This is a genomic window from Sorangium sp. So ce176 (assembly GCF_051519835.1).
GTDB classification, from domain to species: Bacteria; Myxococcota_A; Polyangia; order Polyangiales; family Polyangiaceae; genus Sorangium; species Sorangium cellulosum_G.
The window spans coordinates 8,131,403-8,151,320 of sequence record NZ_CP150371.1 but is presented as its reverse complement, the minus strand read 5'-3'; the positions used below and the strand labels follow the sequence as shown (position 1 = coordinate 8,151,320).

Here is a 19,918-nt window from a genome sequence, read left to right as displayed (position 1 = left end):
GTCCTTCGCCGCGCAGCGCTCCTCCCGCGGTCCGAGGCCCGGGGCCTGGCGGGCCCCGGGGCGCGGCTCCGGCCGCCGGGCGCGCGCGGCGTCGATCCCTGCGTCGTCCCCTCTCGCCCGGAGTCCCTTGGAATGACCCAGCAGCACCCGCTCCCCACCCCGTCGCGCCCCGGGCAACCCGGGCAGATGACCGCGGTCATGCGGGCGGTCGCACCGGTGACCGGCCCGAAGGTCCTCAGGATCGGCCTGGTTCAGGGAGGGAAGGTGATCGAGGAGCGCGTCATCAAGCAGCGCACCCACGTCACCATCGGCCCCAGCGAAAAGAGCATGTTCGTCATCCCGAGCAAGAGCATCCCGCCGAGCTTTCGGCTGTTCGAGCTCGTGGGGGGCGAGTACTTCCTCAATTTTCTCGACGGGATGACGGGCCGGGTCGCCTTCAAGTCCGGCGTCTCGGAGCTCTCTGCGCTCAAGGGCTCCGCCAAGCGCGCGCCGGCGGGCAACGCCCAAGCCTACCAGATCCAGCTCAGCGAGGAGGCGCGCGGCAAGATCGTCGTCGGCGAGACGACGTTCCTCTTCCAGTTCGTCGCGCCGCCGCCGGTGCAGCCCAAGCCGCAGCTACCCGTCTCGGTGAGGACGGGGATCGCGAGCGACATCGACTGGACGACCACGATCATCGCGGCGTTCTCGTTCCTGTTCCACTTCGGCGCGGTGGGCTCGATCTACTCCGACTGGATGGACCCGGTGGTCGACGACGAGGTCGACGTCGCGCAGCTCCTCGAGTCCGTGAAGCAGCTCCCCCCGCCGCCGGCGATCGAGCAGCCAAAGGAGAACGCCGACGCGCCGGCCGCGACAGCGGCGCCCGCCGCGGAGGCGCCGAAGGCGGCGAGCGGCGGCGGGAACAAGGGCGCGGCTGCCGGCCCGGCGAAGGGCTCCGGCGCGATCAGCGACGCCCGCGCAGCGGCGCTCACCAACGAGCTCGCGCAGCTCGACATGCAGATGCTGGGCGCGCTCAACTCGAGCGGGAACGCGACCTCCAGCGTCCTGAGCTCGGGCGACGTGCCGACCGGCCTCCTCGAAAACGCGGCTGCCTCCGGCTCCGGCGTCGGCAAGGGCGGGGTCGCCGGGTTGAACATGGGCGGCGCCGGCGCGGGCACCGTGCGCCCGGGCGCGGCCGGCGGCGGCGGCCTCGCGAGCATCGGCAACACGGGGACCAGCGGTCCTGCGACCGCCGGCTCGGCGCAGACGGTCAAGGGGCCGGTCGGCAACGCGCAGGTCGGCGGCGCAGCGGTCTCGGGCGGGAGCGTCTCCAATGCGCCTTCCGTCGTGGCCGGAATGACCGCGGGATTCCGTCGTTGCTATAACAAAGGGCTCCAGGAGGACCCGGGCATGAAGGGCTCGGTGAGGGTCACGGCGAAGATCGGCCCCAACGGCGAGGTGATGTCAGCCACCCCGTCGGGCGGCTCCGGCCTCTCCGGGACGGTGATCTCCTGCGTGGTCGCGCGCGTCCAGAGCGCGCAGTTCGCGCCGCCCGAGGGTGGCGGTGCGACCGTCGTGATCCCTGTCACGTTCGTGAGCCAATAGCCCCGATCGCTCCTGAATCCTTGGACAAAGCGCAATCCTGTCTCCTCACCCGAAGATGAATGGCGCGCCGACGTCGCGCATCCAATGGGGAAGAACCTCGTACGGGTTCACCTGACGACGAGTTACGGCCTCTCGGCACGCTCATTGCGTTTTGACAATTACGTCTGCCCGCATTTATACTCCGCGGGCCTGACTTTCGGAGGCTTCGATGAAGCGCGAACAGATCCCCGGCTTTGCAGCAGTAGCGCTGATCTCGGTCGTCATCGGCCATGGCATCGCTGCTGCGCAGGCGCAGACGGCGCCGCCGCCGGACGCGTCCGCGGGACTTGCGCGGCAGGTGACCCTCTCGCCGGCGGAGCAGCTCGCCCAGAGCGAGACCTTCCTCGCCCGGATGGACGGGGCCCGCACGTCGGTTCGTCGCCAGCTCGAGACGGCCCGGTCGCAGCGTGACGTCGTGAAGACGCTCTGCCTCAACGACAAGCTGAATCAGATCGACGTCGCCATCCGCTCCGCCCGCGAGCGGCGGCAGGGGTTGGAGCTCGCGGTGAACCGGCGTGACGCCGACCTCTCCAACCATGAGTTCACGATCCTGACGGTGCTGCGGCAGCGCACCGAGCAGTTGACGGCCGAGGCGAACCAGTGCATCGGCCAGGAAGCGGGATTCATCGGCGACAGCGCCGTCACCGCGACGATCGATCCGAACCTCCCCAAGGACGATCCTTCCGAGTATCCCGTCAGCCAGATCATCATCGAGCCGCCTGCGTGCAGTAGCTGTTTTCGGTAGGCGACCGCCTCTCTCGGATTGCCACTGCCCAATAGGCGATGAAACTTCGTGAAACCATAGCCGCGGCCGTAATCACACTCACCCTGTCCCCGGCGTTGGCCCTGGCGCAAGACCAGCCCTGGCTCAAAGATCGCCGGTACACCGAGGGCATCGGGATCCGGGCCGGCGATCTCGAGCTGCACCCGGGGATCGCGGCGGAGTTCGGCTATGACTCCAACTTCTTCCGCAGGGCCGAGGAGGACAGTGCCGGCGCGAATGACATCGGTCCTGTGGGCTCGTTGCGGCTCCGGATCACGCCGTCTTTCTCGCTCTCGACGCTGAGCCAGCAGCGCCTGGAGGTGACGCCCGACGCGCCGCCGCCGGACGTCGAGTTCCGCGGCGGCATCTCCGCGACGTACGACGAGTTCTTCCCGGTCTCCGGCACCGAGACGGGGCAGGAACGGCTGAGCGCTCAACGGAACGTCGGCGGCCTGCTCGACGCCAGCCTGACGATCCTGCCCCGCCGCCCGTGGTCCGCGATCCTCGACGCGTCGCTCGGCCGGACCATCGCGTCCTCCGATCTGGGGATCTCCAATCAGAGCTTCCGGCGCATCCATGCCGACGCGGGAGCAGAGCTCGTATGGACGCCGGGAGGGGGGCTGTTCGACTGGCGGCTCGGTTACCGCTTCCTGGGCACGTTCTTCGAGGTCGACGAGTACGAGGGCCTGACGAACTTGCAGCATGTGGTCCGGACGCGCGGCCGCTGGCGCTTCCTGCCGCGCACCGCGCTCATCTACGACGCGTCGCTGGGGTTCGTCGATTACCCGAACCCGAGCTCTCAGCACTCCTCGCATCCGCTGCGTGCGCAGATCGGGATCAACGGTCTCGTGACATCGTCGTTCGGTCTCCTCGCGATGGCCGGCTGGGGTGCGAGCTTCTACACGCCAGAGAGCGACACGGCCGTGGTCCACGATTTCGACAGCGTCATCGGCCAGCTCGAGCTGAAGTGGTTCCTGACGCCGAACCCGGGGACCGATCCTGCGGCGGCGACTCTCGCGCTGTCCTCGCTGTCGGCGGGCTTCACGCGCGATTTCCACGACAGCTTTCTCGGGACCTATTACGAGCGCGACCGCGGTTATCTCAAGCTGACCTACTTCTTCGGCGGGCGTTTTCTGCTGATCGCCGACGGCGGCGTGGCGGCCCACGTGTATCCAGGGATCCCGGCGGAATCGGGGGGCCTCCCCGCGCTCGAGGCTCCGTGGACCGATGTTCGCATCGACGCCTCGCTGTTCGGCGAGTACCGGATCGGGGACTCCCTGGGGATCAACTCGACCCTTCGGTACGGCAACAACATCAGCAGCACCGCCGTGGCGCCGCTCGGAGCGGCTGGCGCGGGCGCCGTGGAGAACTATCTCGGGTGGCAGCAGTTCGAGGCCTACCTGGGCGTGCGCTGGTTCATGTGATGCGGCGTTCTCGTCCGTGGATTGCCACCTTGCTCGCGCTGGCGATCGCGGCGTGCTCATCGCGCCAGCCCGAGCCGGTGAACCTCCCCCCGCCCGTGGAGGCGACGACCATCGGGGTCGGGGACGTCTTCGAGCTCCGCATCGTGGGGGAAGACAAGCTGCCCTCGACGTTCACCGTCGCCCCGGACGGCACCGTCGACTTCCCCTACGTGAAGCGGCTCAAGGTCGCAGGCCTGGAGCCGCAGGAGGTCGCGGAGCTCGTGCGCGCCAAGCTCATGGAGGGGCAGGTCCTCACCGATCCCAGCGTGAGCGTGAGCATCCGGGAGTACAACTCGAAGCGCGTCGAGGTGCTCGGCGAGGTGCAGAAACCCGGGTCCCTGCCGCTTCAGCCTGGCATGACGCTGCTCCGCGCCATCTCGATGGCGGGAGGCTTCAACAGCATCGCGAACAAGGATCGCGTCACGATCCGCAGGAAGTCCCAGGGCAAGACCGTGTTCGCCACGGTCTCGGTCGAGGACATCATCGATAACAAGATCCCCGACGTGCCGCTCCAGGCCGGGGACTCGATCAACGTCGCCCAGCGCGTCTTCTGAGCGGCCGCGCGCCGTCCGCCACCTCCGCCGAGGTGGCGCGCGGCGCGCTCAGTTTTTCCGCGCGAGGCGGAACTGCTTCTTGCCGGTGGCCGGATCCACGGTGGGAGGCTCGATGCGGAGCATCGTCAGCGAGACCTCGCGCACGCGGCCGTCGCGCTCCTGGCGGAGGCGGATCCGCTCGCCGTCCGAGCTGATCACGGTGCACTCGCCGAAGTGGAAGTGGGTCACGCTGTCGCCCACTTCCGGATAGGCCTCCTCCTCTTGGCGACGGCGGACGGGGCGCTGCGGCAGCGGCATCGCGGCGGGCTCAACGGAGGCCGCCTGCGGCGCGGCGCGGATCGGCTCCGGGGCTGGCGCCTGCGGCGCGGCGCGGATCGGCTCCGGGGCCGGCGCCTGCGGCGCGGCGCGGATCGGCTCCGGGGCTGGCGCCTGCGGCGCGGCGCGGGCCGGCTCCGGGGCCTGCGTCGGCGGCGCCATGCGGGGAGCCTCGCCCACGGTCGTGGGGATGGTGGTCGTCTGGGCTGCGAGCTGCATGAGGCCCGTCCGCTCGTCGAAGGTCCGCACGAGGGGCAGGTCGTCGAACACCGTGACGCGGAGCTCGAGCCCGTAGACCCGCGCCCACACGAGCTCGCCGGCGGCGAGCTGGAGACCGACGCCCGATTCACGCGTGAGCGTGGCCGACAGGCGCAGCGACGTCTCGCCCTGCTGGAGCGCGATGCTCCCCGTGAGCGCCGCGACGTCGCAGGGACCCTCGAGGACGCGCGTCTTTGCGTAGGAGCGGGAGGCTTGATCGAACAGCGCGATCTCCGCCTGCTCGAGCGAGCCTACCCCTTCGATCCAGCCGGCGCGCGCCTCGGCCTCGTCGAGGGCGCGCACCAGCGCGGCGGGGAGCTCTTCGCCTCGATCGAGGCGGATGATCAACTGACGGGCACGGCGTGCCTCGAGAACATTCATCGCAGTTTCTTCTCTCCGGTCGTCGAGGAGGCTGCGCCCGGAGCACGGGGGTCCTTTTCCGCACGCCGAGCACGGGTCGCCGTCACCTCGATCTGGGGCGCGCCAGGCGCGCGCTGAGCCGATGTGTCGCCAGCGGCGGCCGTGATCCGGTCCGCCGGGAACCCTGCGCTTGCGAGGAGGTCCTTGACCGCGCTCGCGCGCGCGCCGGCGAGCTCGATCCCGCGCGTCGACTGATCGCCCTGACGGTCGGGATACGCCTCCACGATGATGACGTCGAGCGGCATGCGCCCGCGCAGGAGCTGGGCGATCATGCCGAGCTGCGCGGCCAGCGCTGGCGGCACGCGCGCGCTCCCCGCAGGGAAGCGGGCCAGGCCATCGAGGACGACGCGGTCGCCGGACCACCGCGGCAGGGACCTGCCGGTCGGCTCAGGGCAACCGTCGGCGTCGCTCGTTCCGTCGATCGTCTCGGCGGTCGCCGGGCACGCGTCGGCCGCGTCGGCCACGCCGTCCTCGTCGTTGTCGGGATCGGGGCAGCCGTCGTCGTCCTGGAAGCCGTCGCGATCCTCGGCCTCATCCGGACACCTGTCGCTGCTGTCGGGGACCTGATCGATGTCGTTGTCGGGATCGGGGCAGCCGTCGTCGTCCTTGAAGCCGTCGGCGTCTTCCGCGCCGTTCGGGCACGTGTCACGCGCGTCGGGGATCCCGTCGCCGTCGTTGTCGGGATCGGGGCAGCCGTCGCTGTCCTGGAAGCCGTCGCGATCCTCCGCGGCGTTCCGGCAGGCGTCGTCGTCGTCCGGCACGCCGTCGCCGTCGTCGTCGAGGTCGGGGCAGCCGTCGTCGTCCTGGAAGCCGTCGATCGTCTCGGCCTCGTCCCGGCACCTGTCGCGCGCGTCGGGGATCCCGTCGCCGTCGTTGTCGGGATCGGGGCAGCCGTCGCCGTCCTGAAAGCCGTCGCGATCCTCGGGCACGAGCGGGCACTGGTCGTCGCGATCCTCGACCCCGTCCGCGTCCTCGTCGCGCCCCGTCGGCGCGTAGCGGAGCCCCAGGTTGAACCGGAAGCGCGGCGAGGTGAGCGCGGGCTCCGAAGCGAACGGGATGGATCCCCCGCCGCCCACCGTCAGCGATACGTCGCCGGCGAGCAGCGGGGCGCTCGTGGCCGAGAGGATCCACTCCGCCGGCACCAGCGCCGCGCCGCCGGCTGGCTGGTCGGCGAGCGTGTAGAGGGCGAACGCCTCCGCGGAGGCCGTGAGCCAGCGGCCCGGCAGCACGTCGACCGCGGCGCCGAGCGCGCCGAGGAGCTGCGAGCCGACCTCGGTGCTCACCAGCGCGCTCGATCCGCGGAGCCGGGCCCCGATCTCTGTCGCGACCTTGAGCTTGCCGAGCTGGTACGCCGCGGCGACGCTCGGCGCGAACGTCGCGGTCCCGGCGCTGGCGAAGACGGTCTCGTCGCCGGTCGGGAGGCCGAGCTCCAGGCGCGCGGCGAGCGAGAATCCGCCGAGCGGACCGCTCCGCGGCGGCGGCACGATCGCGACCGCGGCGCCGACGCGCGCGTCGCGCAGGACGCTGCGCTGCAGCTCCGTGTCGGTGCCGAGGACATCGGAGAAGCCAGAGCCATCCTGGTACAGGGTGACGGGCGCGGCGATCGTGACCTCGAGACGATCCGTGAGCCCGAGCGACCACAGGAAGGTCGCGTCGAGCATGTTGTCCAGCAGATGGACGATCGTCCCGTCGGGGTCGGGCGACGCGACGCGCAGGCCCACCGGCCGCGACAGGTAGCTCGCCACGACCCCGAACGACGCCCTCGCGCTCGGGGCCGTCGCCGTGCTGCCCACGGCGAAGAAGGGGCCGGCGCCCGCGTGAGGCCAGAGGTTGTCGGCGTCGATGCAGCCCGACAGCCCGCGCGCCGGCGCGCACTCGTCCGCGCGCGCCGGCGCCGGGAGGGAGATCGCCATGGAGGCGCCAGCGGCCGCCAGCAGCGGGAGGCTTGATCGTGCCGGCACCCTCCAGTTGGCGCGCATCGCGCCCGACCCTCTACTACTGCCGGGGTGAGAGTCAAAACAGCAATCGTCTCGGCACGATCCGGGAGGGGCCCGGGGCTCGGGCGCGCTCCGCGTTCCGCTGTCGCTCCCGCGCCGTGCTAGGACCACGCCCGGCCGGGGCCGGCGCCGCCGGCGTCCGCACGAACATGATCGACCACGCGCATCCGCTCCTGCTCGGCTCCGGCTCGCCGCGCCGGCGAGAGATCCTGACCACGCTCGGCCTGCCTCTCCGCGTCGCGGCGGCCGAGGTCGACGAGGCGGGGCGCGCCGATGAAGGGCCCGCGGCGTACCTGGAGCGGGTCACCCTGGCGAAGCTCGCGGCCGCGCGGCGCCTCGACCAGGCGGCCGGGGCCGGCGCGATCCTCGCCGCGGACACCTCGGTCATCCTCGGCGACGCCATCCTCGGCAAGCCGCGGGACGAGGCTGACGCGCGCGCCATGCTCCGCGCCCTCTCGGGTCGCGAGCACCAGGTCTGGACGCGATTCGCGATCGCCGACGGCGGCCAGGCTGAGCGCGCCCACGACGCCGACCCAGGACGCGCCGAGGCGCTCCACGCCGAGACGGTCATGACCCGGGTGCGCTTCCGCGAGCTCGACGACGACGAGGTCGCGTCGTACGCGGCGACAGGCGAGGGGCTCGACAAGGCCGGCGCCTATGCGATCCAGGGCATCGGCGCGTTCGCCGTCGCGCGCATCGACGGCTCTTACTCCAACGTCGTCGGCCTGCCCGCGTGCGAGGTCGTCGCAGCGCTGCGGGCTACCGGATTGCTCGCGCGCTTTCCGCTGTCGTCCGCGCGCTCGTCATGAGCGCGGACGCACCGGCCGCCGCGGGTCGGCGCGACGGGGCCGCGATCTTCGGCCTCGCGCTCGCCGCGCGCGTCGTCGTCGTCGCGTGGGCGGCCGGGCGCTTCCCGCCCGCCGCCGACGGCGCCTACTACCACCGCATCGCCGAGCGGATCGCCGCGGGGCTCGGTTACACGTGGCTCTGGCCGGACGGCGTGGTGACGTACGCCGCGCACTATCCGGTCGGCTATCCGGGCGCGGTCGGCGCGCTGTACGCGCTGCTCGGCGCGCACGCCGCGGTCGCGATGCTGCTGAACGCCGTCCTCGGCGCGCTCGGCGCGCTCGCCGTCCACGGCCTGGCGTCCCGCGCTGCGCCGCGATCGCGCGTCGTGCCGGCGCTCGCGGGCGTGCTCGTCGCCCTCCACCCCGGGCTCGTCGCGTACACGCCGGCCCTCATGACCGAGGGCGTCACCGGCTCGCTCCTCGCCTGCGCCGCGTGGGCGTCGGCGTGGGCGCGCGATCGCCGCCCCGCGCTGGCCCCGTTCGCCGTCATCGGGCTGCTCGTCGGCGCCGCCACCCTCGTCCGCCCGCAGGCGCTCCTGCTCGCGCCCGTGTTCGCCGGCCTCGCCCTGTCGGGCACCGCGCCGGGCGGCAGCCCCCGCCCTTCTGCATCCTTCGCGGCGCGGGCAGCGCAGCGCGCGGCGCCCGTCCTGCTCACGGTCATCGTCGCGCTCCTCGTGTGCGCGCCCTGGACGGCGCGCAATTGCGCGCGGATGAACCAGTGCGCGCTGGTCAGCGTGAACGGCGGCTGGAACCTCCTCATCGGCGCGGACCCGGCCTCCACCGGCGCCTGGGCGCCCATCCAGGTGCCCGAGGCGTGCCGCGAGGTCTTCGACGAGGCCGGCAAGGACGCCTGCTTCGGCCGCGAGGCGCGCCGCTACATCGCCGAGCACCCCGGCGCGTGGCTCGGGCTCGTGCCCCGGAAGCTCGCGGCGACGTTCGACTACTGCGGCGCGGCTGGGTGGTACCTGCACGACTCGAGCCCGGCGGCGTTCGACGAGGCCGACAAGGTCGCGCTCGGCGCGGTCGAGACAGTCTTCGAGCGCGCCGTCCTCCTTCTCGCCCTCGCCTGGGCGGCGCGCGGTCCCGCGCGGGCGCCCGGCGCCCTGCATGGCCGCGCCCGCGGTCCCTCGCCCGCCCAGCGCGCGCTCGGGCTGGCCCGGCTGGCGCTGCTCGCGCTGGGGATCGTCGCCGCGCTGCACGTTCATGCGTGGGTGGGCTACATGGCGCTCCTCGGCCTCGCGCTGCTCCAGGGACGCGCGCTCCTCCGGGGGCCGGTGCTCGCGGGCGCCGCGCTCGCCGTCCTCGCCGCGACCGCGGCGACGCACGCCGTGTTCTTCGGCGCGGGGCGCTACGCGCTCGTCGCCTTCCCGCTCCTCACGGGGCTCGCCGCCCTCGCCGCGGCGCGGCAGAGCCCGGAGCTGCCTCGCCCCGGCGCGCCGCGCGCGATGGGTGGTGCCCCGGGCGAGCCGAGCGAGGCGGCCTCCAGGCCCTCGCGCGGGTCAGGCGACGAGCTACTTTGACAGCGCCGCCTGCGCTGCTGCATCCTAGGCGCCCCTCGGCTCGGGAGCGCGTGCCCCCGGCTGGCGATGAACCCTGGAGGAGAGACGGATGCCCTTGATTGAAACGGAAGAGGCGGCGCGCCGCCTCGCGCGCGCCATCGCAAGCGATCTCTCGCTCTACAACGAGGAGAAGATCGTGCAGGGCATCCAGCAGGATGACCTCTTCACGGTCCTGTCCGAGGAGATCGAGGAGGGGCGCGCCCTGTACAAGAGCCGCGTCTCGCCGGACCTCTACCAGAAGAATTTCTACGACCGCGCCCTCGTGGACATCCTCATCAAGTCCAAGGGCCACATCAAATCGAAGATCTGGTAGCGAGCCCCCGGAGCTGGTCGAGCGCCCTGCGCATGTCCGCTGGCAGCGCGCTCTCCCAGCGCACCGGCTTCTGCGTGGCGGGGTGGATGAACCCGAGCACGCGCGCGTGCAGGGCCTGCCGCCCCAGCTCCTCGGCGATCGCCCGCACCGCCGGCTTCTTCGGCGGCTTGCCGTAGAGGGGGTCTCCGAGGACCGGCGTCCTGCCGCGCTCGGCCAGGTGCACCCGGATCTGGTGGGTGCGCCCTGTCTCGAGCGAGCACGCGACGACTGTCGCCGCGTCGCCGAGCCTCTCGAGCACGCGGACGTGCGTCACCGCGCGGCGCGGCGCCGCGGCGTGCGCGCCGGCGCCGCCGCGGATCCACGACGTGAAGCGGAGCCTGTCGGTCGGGTGGCGGGCGTGGAGCGTGTCGTACGTCGCGTCTCGCGCCTCGCCCGCCACGATCGCGGCGTACTCGCGCTCGATCGCGTGCCTCGCGAACCGCTCCTTCAGCGCCTCGCGGGTGACCTCGTCCTTGGCGACGACGAGCAGGCCGCTCGTACCTCGATCGAGCCTGTGCACGATCCCGGGGCGGACATGGCCCATCGGATCGCGCGGATCGGCCGGCGCCAGGGCGAACCCGGGCAGGGCGAGCAGCCCGTTGACCAGCGTGCCCGACTCGTGCCCGCGCGCCGGGTGCACGACGAGCCCCGCGGGTTTGTCGATCACGAGAAGGTGCTCGTCCTCGTACACCACCGGGATGACGACGTCGGGCTCGGCGGCGGCGGAGGACGGCGGCGGCGGCTCCGGCCGGATCTCCAGGAGGGCGCCCGATCGCACGGCCACCGACGCGCGCGCGGGCTCCCCGTCGACGAGGACCCGGCCGGCGCCGATCCACCGTTGCACCGCCGCGCGCGAGGTCGATCGGCCGGCGCGCTCGAGCAGGAGGACGACCAGCTTGTCGAGCCGGTCGCGGGGGTCGCCGTCGCCCACCTGGAAGTGGAGCGCTTCCGCACCGGCAGCCATCGCGTTCGTCACGAGCCTCGTCCGCAGCCGAGCGGCGCCAGCGCGCGGGCGTCGCTGCACCCGATCAATACTCCGTGTCGCCCTCGTCGTCCTCTTCGGCGGTCCCGAGCTCGGGGTTGAGCGCGATGTGCGACTCGAGATCCTCGAGGCGCTGCGCTTCGGAAAGCCTGGCGAGGCCGCACTGCTCGACGAGGTACAGGTCGAACGCCGTGTAGCGCGGGAAGACCCGGACGTTCGTGTCCTCGTTGTCGAGGCCGAGGATGACGAGCTCACCGTCTCGCCTGGCCTCGCCGAGGTAGAGCGCGTTCCACGGCTTACCGGGGAGGTTGGGCAGCCGCACGACCTTGCCCCGGAGCCGCGACTCGGTCCAGCCGAGGTCGGTCTTCGCTTCGGCGAGCTTGCGGACCGAGGTGAGCTTCGGTCGAGGCGCCGAAGGATCGTGCCCGAAGCGATGCCGCCCCTTGAACCGCGGACCCAGGCTATCGAGCGTGAAATCGAACCCTAGAAACGCCCGCAGCGTGGGCGGCAGCTCGACCATCAGCTTCGACTCGAGCGCATCGAGCGCCGCCGAGCTCGCTCCCACGGCGGCATCGCTGGAAGGGCGCTTCTTCAGATGCGCGATCACGCGCTGTACAAGCTCAACGCCACGTTCGATCGGTGCCATGTATCCACGGGCCGCAGTTGCGCGGCGCTCTTCAGGGCCCAGATGGGCCTCACTGGGGCCGCATTCTGGCCCCGGTTGTCGCGCGCTCGGGCGGCACTCTACATCAGCCGACCGGGAACGCGTCCCTCTATGGTGCCTACCGGTCCCGTCCGCTCGGTGTCAACCCGCGATCGCACCGAGGGTCGAGGATCGTCCGCCCGGGCTGCGCCACATCATCGGCGCGCCGAAGATCGCGGCCCGCTTCTCGTTCGTTCGCTGAGGGCGCGCCGCGCCCGCCAGAGCAGGAGAGCGACGGCGCCGAGCACCACGGCGGCGCCGACCGCCAGGATGACCCATTGTGGCGCAGGGTAACGGCCGCGCTGTAAACCGGGAGGCGGCCGCTCGTACTCTATCTGGAGCTGCGCGGCCACCGAGCCTCGTTACACGCGCAAGCGCCGACCCGCAACCAATCAAGGCGCGGCCCGGCCGGATTGATGCAGCACAGCCCGCTTGCCCGGCGCCTTCACGCGCCGCTGCAGCGCTCGATTCAGCCCAGCAAGGTCGAGCAAGACGCCGCCGCGTCAAGGGCTCAAAACTTGCTTCCATGGAAAGCCGGGTGTGTAGAGTGGACCGAACGCGTGGCCATGCGGCCGGTGCGAGAGGGTAATAGATGAAGCCGGGCTCTTCAGCAGGGGTCGGGGCAGCGCGTCCGCGGTCCCCAGGGATGCGACGGATCTTCGTCGCGCTGGCGGCGTGCGTGGCCCTCGGCGCGTCGGCGGGGGCGTGTGGTCGGACGAGCCTCCTCGCGCTCTCCGACGCGGGCGCCGGGGGAGGCGTCGGCGTCGGCGGTGGCGGCATCGGCGGCGCCGGCGGCTTCGAGGCGTGCCTCAGTCCTGCGGATTGCGACGACGGAGACGAGTGCACGAGCGACGACTGCGAGGGTGGGCGCTGCGAGCACGCCCCCCGCGACGACGACGGCGACGGCCTTCGTCCGATCGTGTGCGGCGGGATCGACTGCAACGACCTCAATCCTGCCGTCTTCCCGGGCATGCCTGAGCGCTGCACCGACGCGGCGGACAACGACTGCAACGGCGTCGCCGACTGCTTCGACCCCGCGTGCGCGACGGCGGAGACCTGCGGCTGCACCCCGAGGCCCGGCGGCGAGGACTGCCAGAACGGCGTCGACGACGACTGCGACACCATCGTCGACTGCTTCGACGCGGACTGCGCGGGGACCGCGGCCTGCGGCTGCTCCGCCTCCGAGACCGGCAGCTGCGGCGACGGCTTCGACGATGACTGCGACGGCGCCTTCGACTGCGATGACGTCGACTGCCGCGCCGACCCGCAGTGCGCCTGCAGCTCCCGGGTAGAGGTCTGCGACAACCGCGCGGACGATGACTGCGACCTCCTGGTCGACTGCGGCGATCCGGACTGCCGCGGCTTCTTCCCCTGCGCGTGCGAGCCGCCCGGCTCGCCGGAGCGGTGCGACGACGGCCTGGACAACGACTGCGACGGGCGCGTCGACTGCGCGGATCCCCAGTGCATCTCCGCGCCGTCCTGCGAGGTGTGCGTGCCCGAGGTCTGCGACGACGGCCTCGACAACAACTGCGACGAGCGCATCGACTGCGCGGACAGCGCGTGCATCTTCGCGCCGAGCTGCGAGCCGACGCCGGAGCAGTGCAACAACCGCCTCGACGACGACCATGACACCCTGGTCGACTGCAGGGATCCCGACTGCGCGAGCAACCCGTTCTGCGTGCTCGCGCAGGCCAACTGCCTGTCGCCGAAGCTCATCCCCGGGACCGGCACCTACACGGGCGACACCGCGGGCCACGTGAGCGAGACGCGAGGCGCGTGCGGCGGCGACGCCGGCGAGGCGGTCTTCTACTTCGTGCTCACCGAGCCGTCTCGCGTGCACCTCGACTCCCGCGGATCGAGCTTCGACTCCGTGCTCTACGTGCGCACCGGCGTCTGCAACTCCGGCCGCGAGATCGGGTGCGACGACGACAGCGGCGGCGAGTCCTGGTCCTCCCTGCTCGAGTTCAGCATCCTGTACCCGGGCACGTACTTCGTCTTCCTCGACGGCTACACGATCGATCCCGCGAGCGGGGCCAACGAGGGCCGCTTCACGCTCAACGTCGAGATCGTCCCGAACCCGAGCGAGGTCTGCGACGACGACATCGACAACGATGGCGACCGCTACGTCGACTGCGCCGATCCCGGCTGCGCCACCTTCGGTCCGTGCCGCAACTGCGCGCGCGGCGCCGCGCCGGGCCCCGAGTTCGGGACCGCGGCGTGCACGGACGGGATCGACAACGACTGCGACGGCAAGCTCGACTGCGCCGACGAGGACTGCAGCGCAAGCGACTTTTACGTGACGGAGTGCTGCGACGGCCTTGATGAAAACGGCAACGGGATCCCCGACGATTTCAACTGCCGATGCGCCTCCGACGCGGATTGCGACGGGGGGCAGATCTGCTACACGCACACGTCGTCCACGTGCGGCATCCCGTGCAGCGCCTTCTTCGGGAGCGTCTGTCCCTTCGTCGCGTCGGGGTCGCACTGCAACGCCGCGACGAACCAGTGCGAGTTCTGATGCGCCGCGGGTCGGCGCTCCCGTCCTGCGGCGCCCGGCGCTCCCCTGCCAGCGGTCACCCGGGCTAAGGTCACGCCATGGAGATCCTCATCATTCGCCACGGACAGGCCGTGGACGACGCACCCGACCTCGGCGACGCCGGTCGCTGGTTGACGGGCAAGGGCCGCAAGGTCACCCGGCGCGTCGCGAGGTGGCTCGCGAAGCAGAAGGACCGCTGTCCTGCGGCGATCTGGACGAGCCCACTCGTGCGCTCCGTGCAGACAGCGGAGATCCTCGCCGAGGCCGCCGAGCTGACGGACGAGGTCTCTGTGGTCGCCGAGCTGTCTCCTTCACGCGACACCGCCGAGATCCTTCGCTTGCTCGCGCAACACCAGGGCGCTCAGCCGCTGGCGCTCGTCGGGCACGAGCCCTCCTTGTCGGCGCTGGTGACGTCGCTGGTCGGCGACATCGGCTGGACAGGCCTGAAGAAGAGCGGCGTCGTCGCGGTGAGCTGGGACGGGCGCGGGCCCGGGGTCGTGCGCTTCTCCCTGGACCTGAAGGCCATGAAGACGGTCAACCCGGTGAAGGAAGCGCAGCAACAGGCGCCCCGGTCCCGGTGAACGGCGTCCGCGCCCGGGCGCCGCTCTCAGCGCACCGATCGCTCCACGGCGCTCAGCACGTCGACGTCGCGGACGCCGTCCGCCTCGGCGCGGTACGAGAGCACGATCCGGTGCCGGAGCGCCGGGATCAGCAGCGCCCTCACGTCATCCACGTCTGCAGCGGCCTCGCCGCGGAGCGCCGCGCGCGCCTTGGCCGCGATGACGAGCGCCTGGCTCCCGCGAGGCCCGGCGCCGTAGCGCACGTAGTCTCGGACCTCCTGCGCGGCGCGCTCCGTGCCCGGCCGCGTCGCCCTGGTGAGGCGCACGGCGAGGTCGACGGCCTCGTCGGTCACCGGGATCCTCGGGATGAGGCGGCCGATGGCCCGCACCTCGCTCGCCTTGAGCACCGCCGCGATCGCCGGCGGCTTCCCCGAGGTCGTCCGCCGCGCCACCTCGCGCTCCTCGGCCTCGCTCGGGTACGTGACGTGAATCTCGAGCAGGAACCGATCGAGCTGCGCCTCTGGTAGCGGGTACGTCCCTTCCTGCTCGATCGGGTTTCGCGTCGCGAAGACCTGGAACGGGTCGGGGAGGGCGTGCGTGGCGGTCCCGACGGTCACCTTGCGCTCCTGCATCGCCTCGAGCAGCGCGGCCTGCGTCTTCGGCGGCGTCCGGTTCACCTCGTCCGCGAGGACGAGGTTGTGGAAGATGGGTCCGGGCTGGAAGCGCAGGCTCCGGGAGCCGTGCTGCTCGTGCAGCACGTCGGTCCCTGTGATGTCGGCGGGCAGCAGATCCGGCGTGAACTGGACGCGCCCGAAGCTGAGGTCCAGCGCTCTGGCGAGCGACGCCACGAGCAGCGTCTTGGCGAGCCCTGGGACGCCGACGAGCAGCGCGTGACCGCGCGCGGCGAGCGTGATCAGCATGCCCTCGATGACGTCGTCCTGCCCGACCACCGCCTCGGCGATCGCCGCGCGGAGCCGCCTGGCCCCGTCCGCGGTGCGCTCGAGGAGCGCGGCGTCCGACAGGGAGCTCGACTCCTCGTCGGCGGTCATCGCGTCGTCATTCCTGTGCTCGGGATCGCTCATGGGGGCAGGGCTCGTACCCTGAGGTTGCGATGCCGACAAGGACCGGGCGCCGCCCGTCCTCATCGCGGCGGAGGTTCGGCTCCCGTGGAGGTTTGCTCCGACAGGTGCGCCGGTGTTAGCAATCGGTTGTCATGGCGCAGAGCTCTGAGGCCCGGGAGAGGAGGGGGGCGCGCGACCCGGACGGGGAGGCGCCGCGCGAGCTCGAAGCGAGCGAGCCGGCGAACGAGCCGCAGAGCAATGGCACGGGCGCGGCCGAGGGAGGCGTGGTCGCGTCCGGCTCGGTGGGGGAGGACGGCCATGACGGCGGCGGGGAGAGCGGAGAGGCGCCGTCGGCCCCGCTCGAGTCGCTGAACCTGCGCGACGGGCCGATCCCGCACGCGCCGCTCCCGCCGGTCGGGGGGCCGTGGCGCTCTTACAAGGAGATCCTCGCCACGCTGGGCCAGCGCGTCCTCGAGGCGCAGCGACCGCTCCGCATCCTTCAGGCGCTCCGGTGGGAAGCGGAGGTCGAGGAGCAATTTCTCCGCTCGAAGCAGCGCGAGCTGCCCAGGGTGACCTACTCGGACGACCTCGGCTTCGATCCCGCGGCCAAGCTGCGCGAGATCGAGGAGATCCTCCGCGACGCCGAGCGGGAGCTCGGCAAGCGCGATCGGCTCGGGCAGATCCTCCGCGCGACCGCGGACGAGTACAGGAAGGTCGTGAGCATGCTCATGGGGCGGGGAACGAAGGCGTTCTACACCCTGTCCCGCGAGCTCTACGGCTCGCCCAAGGACAAGCTGCCGGACGGGAAGACGAGCGTGCGGGACATGGGCTTCGTGCTCTACGACCTCCTGACGGCGATCGGCGGCGAGCGGCTCGGCCCGCCGCAGCAGCGTGAGATCACGGCGGAGATGGCGGCGCTCGAGCTGAACGCCCGCTTCGATCGCTTCTTCGGCGGCGCGTCGATCCGCGTGCAGGTGGACGACTCGCTCCTCGCCGATGCCGCTGCCGGGAGCGACTACGTGAAGATCCGGAGCGGCGCGATGTTCTCCAGGAGCGATGTCGACATCCTCGAGGCGCACGAGGGGTGGGTGCACGTCGCGACAAGCTTGAACGGGCAGGCCCAGCCGGTGGCGCGCTGGCTCGCGAAGGGGCCCCCGCGCACCACGGCAGTTCAGGAGGGGCTCGCGGTGCTTGTCGAGATCCTCACCTTCCGGAGCACGCCGCGTCGGGCGAAGAAGCTGAACGACCGCATCCTTGCGGTGGACAAGGCGGAGGACGGGGCGTCATTCCTCGACGTGTTCGAGTGGTACCGCACCGAGGGGTACGAGGAGGAAGAGTGTTTCCAGAATGCCCGGCGCGTCTTCCGCGGCGGCGTGCTTGCGGGGGGGGCGCCCTTCACCAAGGACGCCTGCTACTGCAAGGGGATCGTCCTCAACTACGCCTTCATGCGCGCGGCCATTCAGCATGATCGCGCGATGCTCATTCCCTTCCTGTTCGCCGGGAAGGTCGCGCACGAGGACGTCCCCGTCCTCCATGCGCACGTGACCGATGGGATCGTCCGCCCGCCGCCCTATCTCCCGCCGATGTTCGACGACATGAGCGGGCTGGCGATCTGGATCTGCTACTCTTCCTTCTTCTCCCGCCTCGGGGGAACGGCGATCGCCGAGCACTACGGCAGGATGCTGGAACACTGAGCACGGCCGACCCAGCCTCGGGCGGCGGGGCTCCGTGCAGCGCGTCCGGCGAGCAGCTCAGAAGGGTGGTGCCGCGAGGGCCAGCGCATCGGCGCCGGCCGCCTTCGCGCTGGTGATCGCGCGTGTCACGGCGACCCAGATCCTGTGCCGGATGGCGACTGGCACCTCGGGGATGAGCCGGGCCGCGTTCATGAGCGACTCGTCCTCGACGGCTCGGGAGCGTTCGGCGACCGGGAGCCTCAGGGGGTCGCGCAGCGCGCGGCGGTCCTCGGCGTTCATGCGCTTCACGGCCACGCGGAAGTCCTCGCGGGCGAGCCTGAGGCGGTTGCGCACCGTGTTCTCGTTCACGTCCAGGTCGCGCGCGATGTCGGCGGCCGTGAGCTCGAGCAGGTCATGCATGATCAAGACGAGCCGCCGGTCAATATCGATCGCTCCGAGCAGCCGGCCGACGAGCTGGCCGCTCTGCTCACGGGCAAGCAGCTGCTCCGAGCTCAACCCCGGGTCGGCGAGATCGAACGGCCAGCTCGTCCCAGCGCCAACCGCGACCTCTCGACGACGGTGGGCGCGCTCACGGTAGTGGCCAACCTGTCGCCAGGCGATGCCGAACAGCCAGCGCCTGAGGGGGTCGCGGAGCGGGCTCGCGGCGTGCGGCGCGCTGCGGCCCGGGCCCGGTCCATCGTCGCGCGGGGGATGGCCGGCGCGCGCCTCGTGGGGACTGCGCCCAGGATCGAAGCCGTCGAGCGCGTGGTACGCGGCGATCATGACGTCTTGCAGGACGTCGTCGACGTCGCGCTCTGCCACCCCGAGCCAGCGGAGCGCTTGCCGAAGGAAGGAGAGGCCCACAGCGTACACGGTCTCGAAGCTGGGCCGCTCTGGCAGCGGCACGTGCTCAAGAGGCTGTTGCATGCCTGAACTTACGTGCAGCAGCCCCCGCTGATTTGAAAATCGTCACGCCACCCGGACGACGCTGTTTCGACCGTGAATTTTCTTACGGCATGGCACCCCGGTCCAGAGAACAGGGGCAACCTGGACGCGGCTTACGGGGTGGTTGAAGAAATATGGCCCGTGCGTGGCGCCCTCACTTGCCCTGGAACATCGGCTTGCGCTTCTCCATGTACGCGGCGAGCCCCTCGCGGGCGTCCTCCGACGCGAACAGCTCCGCCTGGAGCTCGCGCTCGAGGGCGAGCCCCTGTTCAAGACCAACCTCGAAGCCTGTCTGCACCGCGCGCTTGATGCGTCCGACCGCCAGAGCCGCGCGGTCCGGAAGCGTGAATGTGTGACTGTACGCGAGGATCCGGTCCATGAACTCGTCATGGGAGGCCGTCTCCCAGACGTCGTTGACCAGGCCAACCGCGAGCGCCGTATCGAAATCGAACGTCTGCCCCTCGCACATGAGCTGGATCGCCCGCGACTTGCCGATGAGCCTGGCGAGGCGCTGGGTGCCGCCCGTGCCAGGAAGGACGCCGAGCGCGATCTCCGGGAGCCCGATCTTGCCGGCGCCCTTGCGGGCGATGCGGAGGTCGCAGGCCATCGCGATCTCGAGGCCGCCGCCTACAGTGTGGCCGTTCAGCGCCGCGATGCAGAGCTTTGGCGTGTGCTCGAGGCGGCTCAACGTCTCGTTCGCGTGCAGACAGAAGTAGTATTTGAACGTCGGGTCCGATTCGCGGAGCATGTTGATGTTCGCTCCGGCGCAGAAGAACTTTTCGCCATGCCCGGTGACGACGATGACATGTACATCGTTGTCGAAGCGGGCCTCCAGGATGGCCGCATCGAGGTCCTTCATCATCTCGTGCGTGTAGCCGTTGACGGGCGGATCATTGAGGGTAAGCAGCGCGACGCCGGCAGAGGTGGCGTAGTCGACGAGAGCCATGGGCGCTCTTTACCAAACCGACAGAAAAAGCGCTGCCCCCTGGTAGAAAGGCGCGGAATTGTGCTACCCCGCAGGGAAGTACTCATGAACGCGCAGGACGTGCGGCAGAAGTTAAAAGAGCTCATGGTCGAGGAGCTGAACCTCGAGGGGAAGACGCCGGCCGACATCGACGACGCCGCGCCGCTGTTCGGCGAGGGGCTGGGCCTCGACTCGCTGGATGCGCTCCAGCTCGCCATGAGCGTGGAGGAGCGCTTCGGCGTGCGCATTCCGGAGGGCGACGAGGCGCGGCCGATCTTCGCGTCGGTGGACGCGCTCGTGGCCCACATCCTCAGGTCGACCGCGGCGGCGTGATCGAGCCGCAGA

19 protein-coding genes are annotated in these 19,918 nt (G+C 71.2%); 12 read left to right on the top strand and 7 right to left on the bottom strand.

Going from position 1 to position 19,918, the window contains the following annotated elements:
* Window positions 1-132 precede the first annotated feature (132 nt).
* The 4 genes from WMF42_RS30625 (at window position 133) to WMF42_RS30610 (ending at window position 4,400) form a co-directional block, all read left to right on the top strand.
* Window positions 133-1,581, top strand: coding sequence for an AgmX/PglI C-terminal domain-containing protein (locus WMF42_RS30625; protein ID WP_061605444.1), 1,449 nt, complete (start codon window positions 133-135; stop codon window positions 1,579-1,581).
* A 208-nt stretch (window positions 1,582-1,789) separates the two neighbouring features.
* The gene (locus WMF42_RS30620; RefSeq protein ID WP_061605443.1) at window positions 1,790-2,365 is read left to right on the top strand and encodes a hypothetical protein; all 576 of its coding nucleotides are present in this window, start codon (window positions 1,790-1,792) and stop codon (window positions 2,363-2,365) included.
* A gap of 95 nt (window positions 2,366-2,460) precedes the next feature.
* Window positions 2,461-3,807 carry a hypothetical protein gene (locus WMF42_RS30615; RefSeq protein WP_233560964.1) on the top strand — a complete coding sequence of 449 codons (1,347 nt, stop codon included), beginning with the start codon at window positions 2,461-2,463 and terminating at the stop codon, window positions 3,805-3,807.
* Window positions 3,807-4,400, top strand: coding sequence for a polysaccharide biosynthesis/export family protein (locus WMF42_RS30610; RefSeq protein WP_061605441.1), 594 nt, complete (start codon window positions 3,807-3,809; stop codon window positions 4,398-4,400). Before WMF42_RS30615 ends, WMF42_RS30610 begins: the two co-directional genes overlap by 1 nt.
* A gap of 48 nt (window positions 4,401-4,448) precedes the next feature.
* On the opposite strand, the gene WMF42_RS30605 is transcribed toward WMF42_RS30610, so the two are convergent.
* Entirely contained in the window at window positions 4,449-5,354 is a 906-nt protein-coding gene (locus WMF42_RS30605; RefSeq protein ID WP_437686329.1) for a PPC domain-containing DNA-binding protein, read from the bottom strand.
* Window positions 5,351-7,372: an OmpA family protein gene (locus WMF42_RS30600; RefSeq protein ID WP_437686328.1), complete on the bottom strand. Its 2,022-nt coding sequence runs from the start codon at window positions 7,370-7,372 to the stop codon at window positions 5,351-5,353. The genes WMF42_RS30605 and WMF42_RS30600 overlap by 4 nt, the downstream gene beginning before the upstream one ends.
* 167 nt (window positions 7,373-7,539) lie before the next feature.
* On the opposite strand from WMF42_RS30600, the gene WMF42_RS30595 reads away from it, so the two are divergent.
* From WMF42_RS30595 to WMF42_RS30585, 3 genes are all read left to right on the top strand, one after another.
* On the top strand, window positions 7,540-8,199 hold the full coding sequence (locus WMF42_RS30595) for a Maf family protein (protein ID WP_437694374.1): 660 nt from the start codon (window positions 7,540-7,542) through the stop codon (window positions 8,197-8,199).
* Window positions 8,196-9,758: a hypothetical protein gene (locus tag WMF42_RS30590; protein ID WP_061609486.1), complete on the top strand. Its 1,563-nt coding sequence runs from the start codon at window positions 8,196-8,198 to the stop codon at window positions 9,756-9,758. The genes WMF42_RS30595 and WMF42_RS30590 overlap by 4 nt, the downstream gene beginning before the upstream one ends.
* Window positions 9,759-9,846: 88 nt before the next feature.
* Complete coding sequence (locus WMF42_RS30585) at window positions 9,847-10,110, top strand: hypothetical protein (RefSeq protein ID WP_012238561.1); 264 nt, start codon at window positions 9,847-9,849, stop codon at window positions 10,108-10,110.
* Here WMF42_RS30585 and WMF42_RS30580 read toward each other — a convergent pair.
* Window positions 10,091-11,113 (bottom strand): RluA family pseudouridine synthase, encoded by a 1,023-nt coding sequence (locus WMF42_RS30580; protein ID WP_061609517.1) that lies wholly within the window; start codon window positions 11,111-11,113, stop codon window positions 10,091-10,093. The two genes, WMF42_RS30585 and WMF42_RS30580, sit on opposite strands and share 20 nt — an antisense overlap.
* A gap of 64 nt (window positions 11,114-11,177) precedes the next feature.
* Complete coding sequence (locus tag WMF42_RS30575) at window positions 11,178-11,738, bottom strand: SMI1/KNR4 family protein (protein WP_061609487.1); 561 nt, start codon at window positions 11,736-11,738, stop codon at window positions 11,178-11,180.
* A gap of 742 nt (window positions 11,739-12,480) precedes the next feature.
* Between WMF42_RS30575 and WMF42_RS30570 the strand changes: the two genes are divergently transcribed.
* Window positions 12,481-14,352: a MopE-related protein gene (locus WMF42_RS30570; protein WP_437686327.1), complete on the top strand. Its 1,872-nt coding sequence runs from the start codon at window positions 12,481-12,483 to the stop codon at window positions 14,350-14,352.
* Between the two features lie 77 nt (window positions 14,353-14,429).
* Complete coding sequence (gene sixA, locus WMF42_RS30565) at window positions 14,430-14,951, top strand: phosphohistidine phosphatase SixA (RefSeq protein WP_437686326.1); 522 nt, start codon at window positions 14,430-14,432, stop codon at window positions 14,949-14,951.
* A 26-nt stretch (window positions 14,952-14,977) separates the two neighbouring features.
* On the opposite strand, the gene WMF42_RS30560 is transcribed toward sixA, so the two are convergent.
* The gene (locus WMF42_RS30560; protein ID WP_061609490.1) at window positions 14,978-16,012 is read right to left on the bottom strand and encodes an AAA family ATPase; all 1,035 of its coding nucleotides are present in this window, start codon (window positions 16,010-16,012) and stop codon (window positions 14,978-14,980) included.
* Between the two features lie 131 nt (window positions 16,013-16,143).
* Here WMF42_RS30560 and WMF42_RS30555 point away from each other — a divergent pair, with 131 nt between their 5' ends.
* Window positions 16,144-17,685: a flavohemoglobin expression-modulating QEGLA motif protein gene (locus WMF42_RS30555; RefSeq protein WP_061609491.1), complete on the top strand. Its 1,542-nt coding sequence runs from the start codon at window positions 16,144-16,146 to the stop codon at window positions 17,683-17,685.
* A 57-nt stretch (window positions 17,686-17,742) separates the two neighbouring features.
* On the opposite strand, the gene WMF42_RS30550 is transcribed toward WMF42_RS30555, so the two are convergent.
* Window positions 17,743-18,084 (bottom strand): sigma-70 region 4 domain-containing protein, encoded by a 342-nt coding sequence (locus WMF42_RS30550; protein WP_233561871.1) that lies wholly within the window; start codon window positions 18,082-18,084, stop codon window positions 17,743-17,745.
* Here WMF42_RS30550 and WMF42_RS30545 point away from each other — a divergent pair.
* Entirely contained in the window at window positions 18,079-18,597 is a 519-nt protein-coding gene (locus tag WMF42_RS30545) for a hypothetical protein (RefSeq protein WP_338111441.1), read from the top strand. The genes WMF42_RS30550 and WMF42_RS30545 overlap by 6 nt on opposite strands.
* A gap of 166 nt (window positions 18,598-18,763) precedes the next feature.
* Here WMF42_RS30545 and WMF42_RS30540 read toward each other — a convergent pair whose 3' ends face one another.
* Entirely contained in the window at window positions 18,764-19,555 is a 792-nt protein-coding gene (locus WMF42_RS30540) for an enoyl-CoA hydratase/isomerase family protein (protein WP_061609493.1), read from the bottom strand.
* A gap of 84 nt (window positions 19,556-19,639) precedes the next feature.
* Between WMF42_RS30540 and WMF42_RS30535 the strand changes: the two genes are divergently transcribed.
* The gene (locus WMF42_RS30535; RefSeq protein ID WP_061609494.1) at window positions 19,640-19,906 is read left to right on the top strand and encodes a phosphopantetheine-binding protein; all 267 of its coding nucleotides are present in this window, start codon (window positions 19,640-19,642) and stop codon (window positions 19,904-19,906) included.
* Window positions 19,907-19,918: the final 12 nt, after the last annotated feature.

What these genes read in the sequence shown, in the direction of transcription:
- WMF42_RS30610 (WP_061605441.1), top strand. Translation starts at nt 3,807, where the DNA reads ATGCGGCGTTCTCGTCCGTGGATTGCCACCTTGCTCGCGCTGGCGATC.
- WMF42_RS30590 (WP_061609486.1), top strand. Translation starts at nt 8,196, where the DNA reads ATGAGCGCGGACGCACCGGCCGCCGCGGGTCGGCGCGACGGGGCCGCG.
- sixA (WP_437686326.1), top strand. Translation starts at nt 14,430, where the DNA reads ATGGAGATCCTCATCATTCGCCACGGACAGGCCGTGGACGACGCACCC.
- WMF42_RS30560 (WP_061609490.1), bottom strand. Translation starts at nt 16,012, where the DNA reads ATGAGCGATCCCGAGCACAGGAATGACGACGCGATGACCGCCGACGAG.
- WMF42_RS30535 (WP_061609494.1), top strand. Translation starts at nt 19,640, where the DNA reads ATGAACGCGCAGGACGTGCGGCAGAAGTTAAAAGAGCTCATGGTCGAG.
- WMF42_RS30595 (WP_437694374.1), top strand. Translation starts at nt 7,540, where the DNA reads ATGATCGACCACGCGCATCCGCTCCTGCTCGGCTCCGGCTCGCCGCGC.
- WMF42_RS30600 (WP_437686328.1), bottom strand. Translation starts at nt 7,372, where the DNA reads ATGCGCGCCAACTGGAGGGTGCCGGCACGATCAAGCCTCCCGCTGCTG.
- WMF42_RS30605 (WP_437686329.1), bottom strand. Translation starts at nt 5,354, where the DNA reads ATGAATGTTCTCGAGGCACGCCGTGCCCGTCAGTTGATCATCCGCCTC.
- WMF42_RS30585 (WP_012238561.1), top strand. Translation starts at nt 9,847, where the DNA reads ATGCCCTTGATTGAAACGGAAGAGGCGGCGCGCCGCCTCGCGCGCGCC.
- WMF42_RS30550 (WP_233561871.1), bottom strand. Translation starts at nt 18,084, where the DNA reads ATGCATGACCTGCTCGAGCTCACGGCCGCCGACATCGCGCGCGACCTG.
- WMF42_RS30580 (WP_061609517.1), bottom strand. Translation starts at nt 11,113, where the DNA reads ATGGCTGCCGGTGCGGAAGCGCTCCACTTCCAGGTGGGCGACGGCGAC.
- WMF42_RS30555 (WP_061609491.1), top strand. Translation starts at nt 16,144, where the DNA reads ATGGCGCAGAGCTCTGAGGCCCGGGAGAGGAGGGGGGCGCGCGACCCG.
- WMF42_RS30570 (WP_437686327.1), top strand. Translation starts at nt 12,481, where the DNA reads ATGCGACGGATCTTCGTCGCGCTGGCGGCGTGCGTGGCCCTCGGCGCG.
- WMF42_RS30620 (WP_061605443.1), top strand. Translation starts at nt 1,790, where the DNA reads ATGAAGCGCGAACAGATCCCCGGCTTTGCAGCAGTAGCGCTGATCTCG.
- WMF42_RS30545 (WP_338111441.1), top strand. Translation starts at nt 18,079, where the DNA reads ATGCATGATCAAGACGAGCCGCCGGTCAATATCGATCGCTCCGAGCAG.
- WMF42_RS30625 (WP_061605444.1), top strand. Translation starts at nt 133, where the DNA reads ATGACCCAGCAGCACCCGCTCCCCACCCCGTCGCGCCCCGGGCAACCC.
- WMF42_RS30540 (WP_061609493.1), bottom strand. Translation starts at nt 19,555, where the DNA reads ATGGCTCTCGTCGACTACGCCACCTCTGCCGGCGTCGCGCTGCTTACC.